The sequence below is a fragment of the Armatimonadota bacterium genome (genome assembly GCA_016125185.1).
In the GTDB taxonomy this organism is placed as follows: domain Bacteria; phylum Armatimonadota; class Fimbriimonadia; order Fimbriimonadales; family Fimbriimonadaceae; genus Fimbriimonas.
Genome location: WGMG01000006.1, coordinates 1,195,166 through 1,209,317 on the forward strand (window position 1 = coordinate 1,195,166; position 14,152 = coordinate 1,209,317).

Annotated in this window: 15 protein-coding genes; 14 read left to right on the forward strand and 1 reads right to left on the reverse strand. The window is 57.2% G+C overall.

The annotated features are described in order from the left end of the window. Positions 1 to 28 precede the first annotated feature (28 nt). From GC165_13585 to GC165_13650, 14 genes are all read left to right on the forward strand, one after another. Positions 29 to 634 carry a hypothetical protein gene (locus GC165_13585; protein MBI1333900.1) on the forward strand — a complete coding sequence of 202 codons (606 nt, stop codon included), beginning with the start codon at positions 29 to 31 and terminating at the stop codon, positions 632 to 634. A 214-nt stretch (positions 635 to 848) separates the two neighbouring features. Next, positions 849 to 2,405, forward strand: coding sequence for a type II secretion system protein GspE (locus tag GC165_13590; GenBank protein ID MBI1333901.1), 1,557 nt, complete (start codon positions 849 to 851; stop codon positions 2,403 to 2,405). After that, positions 2,406 to 3,626, forward strand: coding sequence for a hypothetical protein (locus tag GC165_13595; GenBank protein MBI1333902.1), 1,221 nt, complete (start codon positions 2,406 to 2,408; stop codon positions 3,624 to 3,626). A 22-nt stretch (positions 3,627 to 3,648) separates the two neighbouring features. After that, positions 3,649 to 4,071 (forward strand): type II secretion system protein GspG, encoded by a 423-nt coding sequence (gene gspG / locus GC165_13600; GenBank protein MBI1333903.1) that lies wholly within the window; start codon positions 3,649 to 3,651, stop codon positions 4,069 to 4,071. A 57-nt stretch (positions 4,072 to 4,128) separates the two neighbouring features. Then, a complete protein-coding gene (locus GC165_13605; protein MBI1333904.1) occupies positions 4,129 to 4,659 on the forward strand; it encodes a hypothetical protein in 531 nt (176 codons plus the stop codon). Next, positions 4,637 to 5,074 (forward strand): prepilin-type N-terminal cleavage/methylation domain-containing protein, encoded by a 438-nt coding sequence (locus GC165_13610; GenBank protein ID MBI1333905.1) that lies wholly within the window; start codon positions 4,637 to 4,639, stop codon positions 5,072 to 5,074. The genes GC165_13605 and GC165_13610 overlap by 23 nt, the downstream gene beginning before the upstream one ends. Further along, positions 5,071 to 5,802: a hypothetical protein gene (locus GC165_13615; protein MBI1333906.1), complete on the forward strand. Its 732-nt coding sequence runs from the start codon at positions 5,071 to 5,073 to the stop codon at positions 5,800 to 5,802. Before GC165_13610 ends, GC165_13615 begins: the two co-directional genes overlap by 4 nt. After that, positions 5,799 to 7,073, forward strand: coding sequence for a hypothetical protein (locus tag GC165_13620; GenBank protein ID MBI1333907.1), 1,275 nt, complete (start codon positions 5,799 to 5,801; stop codon positions 7,071 to 7,073). Before GC165_13615 ends, GC165_13620 begins: the two co-directional genes overlap by 4 nt. Beyond that, positions 7,070 to 8,326, forward strand: a complete 1,257-nt coding sequence (locus GC165_13625) for a hypothetical protein (GenBank protein MBI1333908.1) — start codon at positions 7,070 to 7,072, stop codon at positions 8,324 to 8,326. The genes GC165_13620 and GC165_13625 overlap by 4 nt, the downstream gene beginning before the upstream one ends. Positions 8,327 to 8,385: 59 nt before the next feature. Next, positions 8,386 to 8,931, forward strand: a complete 546-nt coding sequence (pilO, locus tag GC165_13630) for a type 4a pilus biogenesis protein PilO (protein MBI1333909.1) — start codon at positions 8,386 to 8,388, stop codon at positions 8,929 to 8,931. Continuing rightward, positions 8,924 to 9,418, forward strand: a complete 495-nt coding sequence (locus tag GC165_13635) for a hypothetical protein (GenBank protein ID MBI1333910.1) — start codon at positions 8,924 to 8,926, stop codon at positions 9,416 to 9,418. Before pilO ends, GC165_13635 begins: the two co-directional genes overlap by 8 nt. A gap of 4 nt (positions 9,419 to 9,422) precedes the next feature. Continuing rightward, positions 9,423 to 10,208: a hypothetical protein gene (locus GC165_13640; GenBank protein ID MBI1333911.1), complete on the forward strand. Its 786-nt coding sequence runs from the start codon at positions 9,423 to 9,425 to the stop codon at positions 10,206 to 10,208. Next, positions 10,189 to 12,615 (forward strand): hypothetical protein, encoded by a 2,427-nt coding sequence (locus tag GC165_13645; GenBank protein ID MBI1333912.1) that lies wholly within the window; start codon positions 10,189 to 10,191, stop codon positions 12,613 to 12,615. The genes GC165_13640 and GC165_13645 overlap by 20 nt, the downstream gene beginning before the upstream one ends. Before the next feature lie 79 nt (positions 12,616 to 12,694). Next, complete coding sequence (locus GC165_13650; GenBank protein MBI1333913.1) at positions 12,695 to 13,369, forward strand: hypothetical protein; 675 nt, start codon at positions 12,695 to 12,697, stop codon at positions 13,367 to 13,369. A 496-nt stretch (positions 13,370 to 13,865) separates the two neighbouring features. Here the strand turns inward: GC165_13650 and GC165_13655 are convergent, their stop codons facing one another. Further along, entirely contained in the window at positions 13,866 to 14,054 is a 189-nt protein-coding gene (locus GC165_13655) for a hypothetical protein (GenBank protein ID MBI1333914.1), read from the reverse strand. Positions 14,055 to 14,152 lie beyond the last annotated feature (98 nt).

The window sequence follows — 14,152 nt, forward strand, 5'->3', positions numbered from 1 at the left end:
GGACCTTGGTTGACGATACAATGAGGAGGTGAGGCTCTACCTCGTCCGCCACGCCCAAACCGCCCACAATGTCGAGTCGCGATGCCAAGGGTGGACCGATGTCGAACTTGACGAGATCGGCCTCCAACAAGCCGAGGCCTTAGCGGGCTATTTCGCCTCCCGGAATCTGGATGCCATCTTTTCCAGCGATCTCCGCCGGGCCGTCTCGACTGCATTGCCCACTTCCCTACTCAAGAGCGTCGAGATTCAGCGGACCGAACTCCTGCGCGAGCGATCCCTCGGCAAACTCGAAGATGCTCCGATCTCGGCCCTCCGACAGGCTTTCGACGATGAAATCCACCGCACCGGCGAGAGCCGCTATCGTGCCCGCCCGATGGGTGTCGAGAGCGCTTACGATGTGATGGCTCGGGTCATCGAATTCACTCGCCTTCTACCCGACGACCAAGACGTGGCCGTCTTCACCCACGGGATGACCGACGAAGTTCTGCTCTGCCACTTGGTCGGTGCGCCGGTCGAATCCAGTCGCAGTTTCAGCTTCGCTAACGCCTCCGTCACCACCCTGCGTTGGGATCAGGATGTCTGGGTCCTGGAGACCTACGACGACACCCGTCACCTGTCTGCCAACGAACAGTAAGATAGAGGGAGAGACCCGGCAATCCAGCCGGATTTCCAACGGTTTACGACCCCACTTCATAGGAATTTCATTCCCATGCAGGAAAGTAGAGCCAACATCATTCAAAATTCACATCAATCGCCTCCACCATGGCGAACAATGCGAACTTTGTTGCGTTATTCAAAACTGTCTAACGCTTTGAATCCGGTAGGACGACGAGGAAAAAGAACCTTTTATGAACTTAACTGAGAACGGCCACGTTTCGCCTTTCGAGACGATTAACCTCGAAGGAAGACGAATTGACGACGCAATCGTTGACCTCGTTCCCGGTGAATTCGCCCGAAAGAATCAGGTCCTCCCGCTGGAAAACACCAACCGAAAAGTCGTCGTCGCCATCGGCAGCATCGAGTCGTTGGCGGCCCTGCAAGACCTCGAAGTCCTGCTTCAGAAACCGATCGAACCGGTGATGGCCGATGCCAATCAGCTCAAGGAGAAGATCGACGAGGTCTACCTGGAAAAGATTCTCAGCCAGCTTTCCGGCGGTCAGGAAACCGAGACCGCGTTGGCCGACGGCGAAGACGTTACCGACCTTGCCGACCTCACCAAGATGGCGGGCGAAACCGCCGTCGTCCAGATGATCAACCTCATCTTTGCGCAGGCAGTCAAGGACGGCGCATCGGACATCCACATCGAGGCCTACGAGCGCGAAGTCAAGGTTCGATACCGCGTGGACGGCATGCTCCAAGAGATCATGCGCCCGCCGAAGCGGATGCATGCCGCCCTCATCTCCCGTATCAAGATTCTGGGCGAGATGAACATCGCCGAGCGCCGACTCCCGCAGGATGGCCGCATTAAGCTCACCATCGCCAGCCGCCAGATCGACGTTCGTGTTTCGATCCTGCCCACCGTCTTCGGCGAGCGCGCGGTCATGCGTATTCTCGATAAAGGTACGGCCATGCTGGGCCTGGAAGAACTCGGTGTCGCCCCGGACGTACTCGCTCGATTCCGTAAGGTCATCTCCCAACCGTACGGCATCATCCTCGCCACCGGCCCGACCGGTGCCGGTAAGTCGACTACGCTGTACGCCTCGCTCCAGGAGATCTGGTCGCCAACCACCAATATCATCACTGTCGAAGACCCGGTCGAGTACCAGGTGCCCGGCATCAGCCAGATGCAGGTTCGAGCCAATATCGGCCTGACCTTTGCCTCCGGCCTTCGCTCCATCGTCCGACAAGACCCCGACGTCATCATGGTGGGTGAAATCCGCGACCATGAAACCGCCGACATCGCGATTCACGCATCGCTGACTGGCCACTTGGTCTTCAGCACCCTGCACACCAACGATGCACCTGGCGCGGTCACCCGACTTCTTGATATGGGCGTCGAGCCGTTCTTGGTCTCGTCCTCCCTGATCGGCGTCATCGCCCAGCGACTGGTCCGCCGTAACTGTCCGTTCTGCTCCGAACCGACTGAGCCGCCTCCCTATGAACTGGTCGAAGCCCTCGGCATCACCCCCGACGAGCTCAAGACCGGCACCTTCAAGGAAGGCAAAGGCTGTCCGAAGTGTAACAACACCGGCTTCAAGGGCCGACAAGGTCTGTACGAACTCTTCGTCATCGACGAACCTCTGAAGAAGATGATCGTCGATCGACGCTCCTCGAATGAACTGAAGAGCTATGCGATTCAGCACCAAGGTCTCCGCACCCTCCTTACCGACGGCAAACTGAACGTTTTGGCTGGCAAAACGACCGCCAAAGAAATCCTCCGCGTGGTTCAGAGGGAGGAGCTTTAATTGGCAACTTTCGCTTACACGATCCTCGAACCATCGGGGCAGCGAAAGACTGGGTTCGTGGAGGCCAAAACCCGCGATGGCGCGGTGGCACAGGTCACCGCCAATGGCGCGTATCTCATCGAGATCGGCGAGCGAGCCGCCCGCGAAGGATTTAGCCGAGAGCAGGCCGAAAAGAAGGCGACCGGCAAGCCGAGCCGAAGCGACGTTGCCCTCTTCACCCGCCGAATGGCCGACCTCGCCGACGCTGGTCTCCCGCTCGACCGCGTGTTACAGGTTGTCGCCGAGCAGTCCGAGAACCAACAGCTAACCGACCTCGCTGAGGAAGTCCTGCACGACGTCCGCGGCGGTTCCAGTGTCAGCTCCGCGCTTGCCAAGCACCCGAAGACGTTCCCTGACATTTTCACTTCGACTCTCGAAGCCGGTGAGCAGTCCGGGCAGTTCGCCGAAGTCGCCGGACGACTTGCCGAATTCCAAGAGAACGAAGTCGCCCGACGGTCGCAAGTCGTTTCGTCGTTGATCTACCCCAGCATCCTCGCGTTCGTCGCCGTCTTCGTCGTCGTCTTCATTCTCGTCTTTGTTATTCCGAAGCTGTCCGACCAGTTCGCCGCCCAAGGCACGAACCTGCCGGGATCGACGAAGCTGCTGCTGGAGATATCCGACTTCGTTTCCAACCGCTGGATGGTCATCGTTGGCGGCATTGCTGGCGTGGTGGTTCTGTACCGACTCTGGGTCGCCACCGAGGCGGGAGCCTACACCCGAGACGGTCTGGCCATGCGCCTTCCGGTTCTCGGCAAGATCATTCTCAAAGGCACCGTCTCCCGCTTCGCCCGCGTGCTTGGAACCCTCGTCTTTGGCGGCGTCGCCATCCTCGATGCCATCGAACTCGCCGGAACCGCATCTGGCAATCGCGTCTTCAAGAAGAGCGCCGAGCAAGTCAAGTCCGACGTTCGCGAAGGTAAAGCCATCGCCGAAGCCATGCGCGATGCCGGAGCCTTCCCACCCGTCCTCACCCACATGGTGGCCATCGGTGAGGAAACCGGCAACCTGCCATATATGTTGAACCGGGTATCCGACGCCCTCGACTTCGAAGTCGACAACGGACTGCGACGGGCAACCGCACTCGTCGAGCCCATTATCGTTTTAACCATGGGAAGCTTCGTGGCGTTCGTCGTCATCAGCGTCCTGCTCCCCATCATGACCGCATCTCAGTACATCAAATAAAACCGTACACACAGTGAAAAACATGAAAGCCCATACCAGAGCCAATCGTCGACGAGGTTTCACCCTTATCGAATTGATGGTCGTCGTTCTGATCATTGCCGTTCTTGCCGCACTGGTCGTTCCGAAGGTCCAGCAGAACGCAGAAACGGCCAAGATTGGCGCGGCGAAGTCTCAGATCGCCCGCCTCTCATCGCTTCTGCAGCAGTTCCGCCTGGATTGCGATCGCTTCCCCACTACGGAAGAAGGTCTGAACGCGCTCGTTTCCCAGCCGTCCGACGCCACCGGATGGAAAGGTCCATACCTGGACAAAGTCCCGGTCGATCCTTGGCAGATGGACTATCAGTACCTCTTCCCCGGCACCACGGCCGACAGCTTCCTGCTTTCCACCGACGGACCGGACAAGCAGAACGGTACCGACGACGACATCACCAACCTCGACCTCTAAAAGATAGAAACCGCTTTGCCGATTGCCATGACTTATAAGGGATACACCCTCATAGAGATGCTCATTATCACGGTCGTTCTGGTCGTGATTGCCAGCATCGTCATTGGTCGTCAGCAAAACAACAACGCGGGCTTTCAATTCCAACGGGCCATCCAATCGATCGAAACCGCCGCGAACAAGGCAAAGAACGAGGCGATCACGACCGGCAACACCTACGAACTCACGTTCGACAGCGTGAACCAGAGCCTCGTTGTGCAGGAAAGCATGGACGACCAGACCGGGGACTCCAACAATTCGGCGACTTCCAGTTCCGACTCAGGTGGGCAAGGCTCGAACACCAGCCTTGGATCTGGATGGTCGGTTACCGAAGTCCGGAATGCCGACGGCACGACGACCAGCGACATGGACATCAAGTTCTTCGCCGATGGCACCGCCGAAAGCAAGTCGGTTCAGTTCACTGCCGACGACGCCCCCGTCTATCTCAAGGTCACGCAGAACGGAACGATCGAGGTCAAGCGCGGCTCGCTCGACCAAAACGACACGCCAGTAGAATGGGAGGCAGGCAATCTTGAACAACGAACGCAATAAGCGGCGAAGCCGTCGCGGCTTCACGTTGCTCGAGGTCGCGGTTGCCACGGCGATCCTCGCCGTCGGCATCAGTATGGGTATGGGTGCCCTTTCTTCCATGAGCAACACCGAGGTGCGAGCCCGGCAGAGCGAGAAGATGAACCTTCTAGCCGTCGAAAAGTTGCACGAGATTCTCGGTCTCGGCGACGTCGTCAACCAGCAGACTGAAGGCACGCTGGAGGATTACGGTGAGCCAGATCTCAAGTGGACCCTCGAAGTGGCCGCGAGCGGTACGGAGAATATCTACACCGTCCGCCTCACGATTGAGAAAGACAATGGCACGGTCAGCGACCCGAGCGCTGAAGTCTCGACCCTGCTCTTCGTCCCGCCGGACTCCACAACCAGCGGCACTGGCGCAACGGGAGGTACCGGATGATGCGACGCGGTATCACCCTCCTTGAACTCATGGTCGTCCTGCTTTGCATGGCGATTATTTTAGGTGCCTCGACGACGATGGTCGCCACCGCCATCCAGCACACCAACCACGCCAAGGAAAGCCGCGTTGCCTACACTCGGGAAGCCCTTTTCGAAGATCGTCTGCGTTCGATTCTCGAAAATGCTTACTTGTCTTCCGAGGCGACCGACACCGCTTCCTATTTCCGGGGCGGCACCGACCTCAGCCAGTCGACGGCCGGTCAGGCTCAAGACCCCAGCGATCTCGTCTTCACCGCTCTCAGCCCTCGGGTTCCGTCCGAGGTCATAGCCTCCAACGACGATTTCGAAACGCTGAACGATACTTACGGTCCCGAAGGCGGTCTCACCGAATACGAACTGGGCCTCACGCCGATCGGCGATAGCCCTGGCGACTCGGCCACCGGCCTCTACCTTCGCCACCAAACGCCTGCCGATGGCGACTACACGCAAGGCGGCTACCAAACGGTCCTCGATCCCGACATCGAGTCGATCAGTTACGAATTCTACAACGGCACGGAGTGGGAAACCACGTGGGACACCCAAGCCGACAACACGCCACGTCTGCCGTCTGCCATCCGAATCACTTACCGACGCAAGAACGATAATGCGGACCACACCTTCGTCGTCCGGCTCATCCATAGCGATGTGACCCCCGAAAACCCCGTGACCACTGGAGACACAAACCAATGAGAACGAGGCAGCGAGGCGTGGTCATGATCGTAGTGCTCGGCATCTTAGTCGGCGTCCTTACCGGCGTGGCGATTTACGCCGCCAACCAGAGCGATGCCGTCCGTACCACCGCCAACCGGAGTGAGCAGCGACGCGCCAGAATGGCCGCCGAAGCCGGCATCCAGTACGCGCTGTCGTACCTGCAGACCATCGCCGACTCTCCCCAGGACCCCGTCACCCTTGACGGCGACTGGGCTACGCTCGGCAACGATGGAGCCGACTACTTCGTTATCGGCAATGAGTCGTTCCGGCTCCAGATTCTCGACAACGCCAGCTTCCTCGACATCAACACCATCGACGAGGCGACTCTGAACAACCTTCCGCTGACCCAGGAGCAGATCGACAGCTTCCTCGATTGGCGAGAGGCTGGCAACACCACTGCCCGAGCCGAAGGCGCAAAGGACGACTACTATAACAACCTCAGCAAGCCCTACAATGCTCGCGAAGGTCTGTTCCAAACCGTCAACGAACTCCTGATGGTGCGCGGCTGGACCCCGGACACGCTCTACCAGATCCAGAGCAACACGGTTAACACGGGCCGAACGACCAACAACAACCAGCCCGAGAGCCCGCTCAGCGACATTCTCGGCCTCAGTTGCTACAGCGCTACCACCGATCCCGACGGAAACGGTAAGGTCAACATCAACCAGCAGGGCCTGACCGACCAACAGCTTGCCCAACGCGCCCAGATTCCGCTGCAAACGGCCACCGCGATCATCAACGCCAAGAACGCCCGCGCCAATCAGCAGTTCGACCGCCTCAGCCAGGTGATCGCAGTGCCCGGCGTCCAGGGCAACCAGCAGGCCATCCGCGGCATTTTGGACCGCATGACAACGACGGCCGCACCGCGAATCGAGGGACACGTCAACATCAACACCGCCAAGGCGGAGACGCTCAGCTACATCCCGGGCGTCACCCAAGACATCGCCAATCAGATCGTGGACAACCGCCCCACTGACGGCTATCAACAGCTCAGCGATCTGCTCAGCGTCTCGGGCGACACCACCTTCCTTGGGGCCGTCGCCGACAGCATGACCGTCAACACCCAATCCTTCCTCGTTCGCGTCGAAGGCAAGGCGGGACGAATGACCGTCGCCCTCGAAGCCGTCATCGCGATCTCGAACGGAGCGCCGACGGTCGTTCGAGTGGAGCAACCAAGTTTTGCCAATATGCCGGACCGCTGGTCTTGGCAAGATGAAGCCAATGAAACAACCCTACTGGAGAAACAATGAGCCAAAAGACGCATAGTGCGCAATTGCTGATAGAGTGGGACCGCGAATGGGTCCGAGTGCACTTCGTCGAAACGGCTCAAACCAGAGAAGCCCAAAGCCTCGATGGACTCGACGGACTCAGTGGAAAGACCGCCATCGTGCTTCTTTCCCGCCGCCTCGTCCTTCAGCGGTCGATCCCTCTGCCCGATGCCCAGCGGAGTGACGTTCTAATCGCCCTCAAGATGCGATTGGCCGACGTCTTCCCTATTCCGGCATCCGAGTTGGCGTTCGACTATATTCCGACCACGGAAAAGAATGAGAATGGCCGGGTCTGCATTGTTTTTGCCGCCCGAACGGCGGACATCGCCGAAATCATTGGCATCACCCAGCGGCTTGGCATTCAGATTCAGCAGATCGTCCCCAGCCAGGCGCTCACCATCAAGGCCGCCGAGCAGAATGCGGTTAGCTCCGGCGTGTTCGTCGAGCGCTTCGGCGACTTTGTCAACCTTGACGCCTATCGCTACGGCGATCTGATGGCATCCAAGCTGGTCACGCTCCACTCGCTCGACACCGAACTGTCGCGCATGAAGGCGATGACCGGCGACGGGTCGAAGGTCCTCTCCTACAAGGTCAGCCTCGACGGTTCCGAGCAAAACCTTGGAGCCCCGTTTATCGAGTCGTTCGCGCAATCGAACCTTTCGATCGACCTGGAGCCCGAGGATTATCGCACTGCCCGCGTCGAGCAGTCTCGAAAGCTTCGCCAACGTCAGTCTTCGATCGTTTTCATCGGAGGTCTAGTTTTGACGATCTTCACCGTGAATGAATACTGGACGGCAAATCAAAACTTCACTCAAGCGGACGCGAAAGCCGCCAAGCGCGTGAAGAACCTGGCCAAGCCAGTGGAAGCGCTGGAATCCGACGCCAAGAAACTGCAGCCGGCGGCCGACCAATTAAAGACGGCGTTTAAGCCTCCCCAGTCGGTTAGCGATATACTAAAGGTAGTTTCTGCTCTCACACCGAAGGACACTTGGCTCACCAACGTCACCTTTGAGCGAGGAAAAGAACTACAAATTCGCGGTGTTTCGAAGAAAGCAGAGCTCGTTTCTGCGTATGCATTGGCGTTGACCCAACAAAAAGAACAGCGTTTCCGCGACGTTAAGCTGGTCTTCGCAAATGGAGGCGACATCGAGGGAACCCCAACGGTTCAATTCAGCATGACCGCATTCCCTGTTGGCAACCTCCCCATGATTGAGATAGGAAAGAAGAAGAAGTGATCAATTTTAGGGATCCGAAGGACCAAACCACGAGCGCGCTCTTCGTCGCGGGGATCGTCATGATCGTTGGTTCGGTGGTCGCACTTTTCATCCATAAGTACCCAAATATTAAGGATGCAGGACAGAAGTCTAAGGATGAATTGAACAAGCTGAACGCCAGAAGCACCGAAGCGAAGAAAAACAAGGCCGATTACAAAACAATGATCGATAAGTTTCGTTGGAACGATAAGGAAGACGTGGTATCACCAACAGCGCTTACATTGGTTAGTCAGGGGGCCGAGGCTAATCACCTTAAACTCGTGAGCTTCCGACCCCAAAAGAGCATCGAAAGCGATGCGCTGGTTCAGTTGCCTGTCCAGTTCACCGTCGACGGTTCCTTTGCGAACGTTGCCCAGATGCTGTCCACGTTCCAAAACAGCAAAGCCAAACTAGCGGTACAACAGGTCCAGATGGCCGCCCAGGAAGGCGAATCCGATCTCGTAACCGCTACCGTCAGTCTCTACGCATTTATGGACAAACCCAAGAAGGAGGCCCCTGCAACCACCAGCCAGACCCCTGGCGCCAAGACTGCACAAGCCCCTGCAGGAGCAAAGACCAATGGCTAAAGTGAATCCCCTCGTCCTCAAGGTTCTCTTCATCGGCGTTCCGTTCCTGATCGGGATCGCGATGCTCCCGACCGACCAGCCGGCTGGCGGATCGCAGCACCCTTACCGGGTCTCCATGCCGAATTCCAGCAATGGCGTCTACTCTTCCGATAGCGACATTGCGTCCTTCGGTTCCATCGACGGCAAAGCCGTCAGCAGCTTCCGACCCGGTTATCTTCCTAGTTCCCTCACCTCCGGTGAAGAGGATTGGACCTATCGGGGCAACGTTCGGCAGGGCGGCAAGCGCAAGGCTCTCCTCCAAAACACCGTCACCGGCGAATCCGTCTACCTTGAGCCTGGCGATCGGTGGAAGGACCTCCGGCTTCTCTCCCTCAAAGACAATTCCATCCTGATCTCCGACATGTCCGCCATGCTGAAGAGCTTTGGGCTCTCCAGCGGCAGCGCCGGCAATTCGGGCTCTGACAGCAACATGGCAACACCGCAATAAGACAATGGCCGCAAAGAAATCACAGCAATCATCTCTCACAAAGCTCCTCGTCATCGGAGGCGTTCTCGTGGGCGTCGTCATGCTGTTCCCCTCTGGCGAGGCCCCCAAGACGGGCAAGAAAGCCATTACGCTCTTCAGCGGATCGAAAAAGACAGACGATCTCTACACTGCACGTGACCAAAGCGCACAATTCCAGCCAATCGACGCGTCGCTGAAGAACAGCTTCGTGCCGCTGGTCACCAAGAAGGACCCGAACGGGCCTGCTGCAGCCAACGCCATTCCGGCGTTGCTAGCCAATGGCGAGACCACCTGGGTTTACACCGGCAACATGACAGTGAATGGCGTGCCCAACGCTCTTCTGGAAAACACAGCCAACGGCGACGGCGTTTTCCTGCGGCCAAACCAGACCTGGAAGGCGATGCGACTGGTCGCCGTGCATGAAGGCTCGATCGAGATCGAGGGCCCGCGCGGCATGATGCATACGGTGTCGTTCAACGAACTGACGGCCTCGGCGCCCGAAGAACCCCTAACGCCACTCCCGCCCGCTACGATCGATAACAACAACAGCGCGAACCCGGCAAACGGCGGAACCAACAACGGTAACGGTAACGGCAATGGCAACAATCGACGCAACCGACGGCAGTTCGCCGACAATGGTAGCGGTTTGAGCGGACCGATCGGTCAAGACGGCTCCTTCGCCGCCCCCGAAGCTGCCCCGGCTGCTCCTCAGAATTTCAGCAACGGAAACTATCGACGAAATAGGAATAACAATGAAAATAATCTCAATTAGTGCTTTGGCCCTTGCGTTCGGCTTAATGGTGCCGAGTCTTGCGCTTGCGCAGGATAATCCGTTCTTCGGGGGCGGGAGTACTTCGTCTTCCGGCAGCGATAACTGGAAAGATATCAAGCTGAATCCGAAGACGAAGATTAAGCTCGATTTCCATTCCGCCAACGTCGATTACGTCATTTCTATTTTTCAAAAGACGAGCGGTATTAATATCGTCAAGGACCCTTCCCTGACCGGTGGCATCACGCTCACCAGCGCCAGCGAAGTTCCGCTCAAGACCGGTTTCCAAATTCTCGAAAAGACCCTGAACCTGAAGGGCTATGACCTGAAGAAGGACGGCGATCTGCTCGTTATCCAAAAGCAGCAGACCCGAGACCGAGGCGACCGAGGTAATAGTGGCTTCCAGTTCGACCCCTCCATGTTCCAGAACATGAATCAGAACAACTCGGTCCTGAAGATTTATCCGATTCAGTACGCCAACGCAACCCAGGTGGCCCGCGTCGTCAACGACGTATTCCAGGCCAGTGGCCAGCAACAGAATCCGTTCCAAGCCATGTTCCAACGGGGCGGAGGAGGAGGGCGAGGCGGCAACCGCTTTGGCGGCGGCGGCTTCAACTTCGGTGGTTTCAACCCCTTCGGCAACAACAACCAGGGTTCCAACATCCGCGCGTCGGCCGACGACTTCTCGAACTCGGTCATCGTCAACGCTCCGGACAAAGAACAGAAGGAAGTCGAGCGAGTCATTCGCACCATCGACAAGCAAACCGACGACCCGCAGCACACCAAGGTCTATAAGCTCGAATACGCAACCGCAACCGATGTGGCCTCGACGATCCAAAACGTTTTGACCAACAATGCTCCACGCGGCAAGGGAGGCGTCACCTCGTCCGGTAGCAACTTCCAGGATCGATTCCAGCAGGCAATTCGATTTGGCTCGACTCAGGCATCCTTTGGCACCGTCGCCGCCGACTCGCGCACCAACTCGCTGGTCGTCACCGCAACCGACGAAAACCAGTTGGTCGTCCAGTCCGTCATCAAGGACCTGGACAAACCGGTCGACTTCGAGAGCACGACGTTCGTCTTCCCGCTGAACAATGCGAAGGCCGACGACGTCGCCCAGCTCATCAATAACGCGTTCGGCCAACGCCAGGGCGTCAACGGACGCACCAACCGTACGGCTAACACCGGCAACAACCGGCAGACGACGAACAATAACAACCGAAACAACAACAACCGAAATCTCGGTGGTTCGATCGACAATCCGAACGATCCGAAGAACATGTACCTCCAAATGGAGGACCAGAACGCAACGGACGGCGAACTCCTGACCAGCGTTTCGGCGACCCAGGGCTTCCAGTTCCGCGGTGGATTTGGAGGCGGCAACAGTGCCCAGAACCAGTCGACTCAGACCGGTCGAACGCCAGACGGACGCTTGGTTCCGGTTCAGGACCTCACCGGCCAAGTCACAACCATTGCCGACCCGAACACGAACTCGATCATCGTCGTCGCTAACCCGGACTACGCCGCGTTGATCAAGCAGATCCTTGAACAGCTCGACAAGATTCCCGAGCAGGTCATGATCGAAACGACGATCGTGGAAGCCAACCTCGACGCCTCCGACAAGCTCGGCATCGAGTGGAACTACCTCGATAACGCACACCTCGGCGTCCCGGGCCAGCAAGGCAACATCGGAACGACGTTCGGTCTCGGCACGAGCACAACCAATCCTGCTCAAGGATTCAAGTACACCATCGGTGGCAAGAACCTGACTTCGTTCATGAACGCGATTCAGAGCGACACCAAGTTCAACATCCTTTCGACTCCGCGAATCTTTACGTCGAACAACACTCAGGCTGAAATCAACATCAGCCAGAGCATCCCGTACGTGACCAGCAGCCGAACGGACAACAATGGCAACATCCTGTACAACTACGCGTTCCAGGATGTCGGTATCGTTCTGACCGTCACCCCGCGAATCACCGCCAATGGCTACGTCACCATGGACGTCACCCAAACGGCAAACGATCTGCAGGGTTACACGGACTTCAACGCGCCAATCGTCAATCAGCGCGAAGCCAGCACGGTTGTCAGCGTTAAGAATGGCGAAACCATCGTCCTCGGCGGCATCATCCGCAGCACGGTCACGGCGACGACGAACAAGGTTCCGATCCTTGGCGACATCCCAATCCTCGGCAATCTCTTCAAGAGCACGTCGAAGGATAAAGCCAAGACCGAACTCCTCGTTCTCCTCACCCCGCGCATCGTCCATGACGAAGATGAAGCTCGACAACTGAGACAGGATACGACCAAACAGCTTTCGCCTGAGAGCCAAAAGCAGTTGGACAAGGTCATCCCGCCGGAGAACACCAAGAAGGAAATCAAGGACGATAAGAAGGGCGGCGGAAACTAAGGATTAATCCTTCGCCGTATTTCTTCAAAACCACGAGAAATTGGCTCGAAATTAAGTAAAACCAACAGCAGAGGTAACTATGAAAAAGTTGTTATTCGGAATCGCGATTCTGGCAATCGCAGTAATGTCTCAAGCCCAGCGCGGCGGCTTTATGATGGGCGGTGCTGGCGGTGGCGCGAACCCGGCCATGCTCCTCGGACGAGAGGATGTCCAGAAAGACCTAGCTCTGACCGACGCCCAAAAGGACAAGGTCGCGACGCTCACGGATCAGAACGCCATGCGTGATCGATTCATGAAGGCGATGCAGGATGCCGGTGTCAGCTTCGAAGACATGCGCACCGACGAGGGCCGCAAGAAGATGCAGCCGATCATGGAGAAGATGCAGGCCGACATGAAGAAGGAAATCGACGCGATCCTCACGCCGGAGCAGTCGAAGCGACTCGGCCAGATCGGAGTCCAAATGGCCGGAAACCGCGCCATTCTTCAGAAGGACGTCGCTAAGGCTCTCGGCATCACCGACGACCAGAACGAGAAGATTCAGAACCTTGTCAAGATGCAGGGCGACGCCCAGCGCGGCCTCTTCCAGAAAATGCAGGACGGCGAACTGACCCGGGAAGACCTTCAGGACAAGATGAAGAAAAACGGCGAGATTTTCGACACTGAACTCGGCAAGCTTCTCACCGACAACCAGAAGGCGAAGCTCAAGGAAATGGGCGGCAAGCCGTTCGAAAAGAAAGACGACGGCGGACTCTAAGCCCCGTACAACAAAAAGCCCTCTAGCCTGGAGCTAGAGGGCTTTTTGATTTGTGGGCGCAATAGTTGTAAGGGATCAGAAAATCGTTACCGAGACACGCTCTGATCGATGGATATTCGACTTGTCGCTCGGGACGCCATCAGTCGGGCGCCATCGCTAAAATCAAATCCGGGCATGTCGGTCGGTCCTCCTTCACAGCAAGCCTCGATGATTCCGCAGAACTCGCACCTCATGTGCGACCTCTCCGGTCGAGTTGGCATCCCACACTTGGGACATCGATAATCGCAACTTTTTGCGCTATCCATACTCCTTTTGACGACTCAGAGCAGGAATTGTTGCCTTAAGGTTTGGTTAATATGGGACCTTTGCGGCCAAGCTTTAGGCTTCCGCATTGTCCAATTTGACCTTCATTCGCCCAATAGAGCCCTGATATAGCACCTTCGTCGCAGGGCGAGCCAACGCGGCCCTCTACGAAATGACCTCTAGTCGGTTCGCCTTACGCGACCGAGTCGTTGGAATGAAGCTTAAGATTGATCCGACGCAAACGTTCCTCAGCGTTCGAAATCCAAGTCTGAGCCGAATCGGGATGACCCAATGCGGTCTTATTCTTATTAGTCACGAACTTATAGGCGACGGCGGCGACTCCGGCGGCGACCGCTGCGAACCATAGGGCGTTTGTCTTCATTGATGTTTGCTCTCCAGCCTTATTAATAATCATTGCTACTTTGGAACGATTACTTAGTAAATTCGTTCCACATTTTTCAGACGTTTCACCACCGGTAC

Excerpts from the sequence above, each read along its gene's own strand:
- GC165_13590 (MBI1333901.1), top strand. The coding sequence starts at position 849 with ATGAACTTAACTGAGAACGGCCACGTTTCGCCTTTCGAGACGATTAAC.
- gspG (MBI1333903.1), top strand. The coding sequence starts at position 3,649 with ATGAAAGCCCATACCAGAGCCAATCGTCGACGAGGTTTCACCCTTATC.
- GC165_13605 (MBI1333904.1), top strand. The coding sequence starts at position 4,129 with ATGCTCATTATCACGGTCGTTCTGGTCGTGATTGCCAGCATCGTCATT.
- GC165_13615 (MBI1333906.1), top strand. The coding sequence starts at position 5,071 with ATGATGCGACGCGGTATCACCCTCCTTGAACTCATGGTCGTCCTGCTT.
- GC165_13620 (MBI1333907.1), top strand. The coding sequence starts at position 5,799 with ATGAGAACGAGGCAGCGAGGCGTGGTCATGATCGTAGTGCTCGGCATC.
- GC165_13625 (MBI1333908.1), top strand. The coding sequence starts at position 7,070 with ATGAGCCAAAAGACGCATAGTGCGCAATTGCTGATAGAGTGGGACCGC.
- pilO (MBI1333909.1), top strand. The coding sequence starts at position 8,386 with ATGATCGTTGGTTCGGTGGTCGCACTTTTCATCCATAAGTACCCAAAT.
- GC165_13635 (MBI1333910.1), top strand. The coding sequence starts at position 8,924 with ATGGCTAAAGTGAATCCCCTCGTCCTCAAGGTTCTCTTCATCGGCGTT.
- GC165_13640 (MBI1333911.1), top strand. The coding sequence starts at position 9,423 with ATGGCCGCAAAGAAATCACAGCAATCATCTCTCACAAAGCTCCTCGTC.
- GC165_13645 (MBI1333912.1), top strand. The coding sequence starts at position 10,189 with ATGAAAATAATCTCAATTAGTGCTTTGGCCCTTGCGTTCGGCTTAATG.
- GC165_13650 (MBI1333913.1), top strand. The coding sequence starts at position 12,695 with ATGAAAAAGTTGTTATTCGGAATCGCGATTCTGGCAATCGCAGTAATG.
- GC165_13655 (MBI1333914.1), bottom strand. The coding sequence starts at position 14,054 with ATGAAGACAAACGCCCTATGGTTCGCAGCGGTCGCCGCCGGAGTCGCC.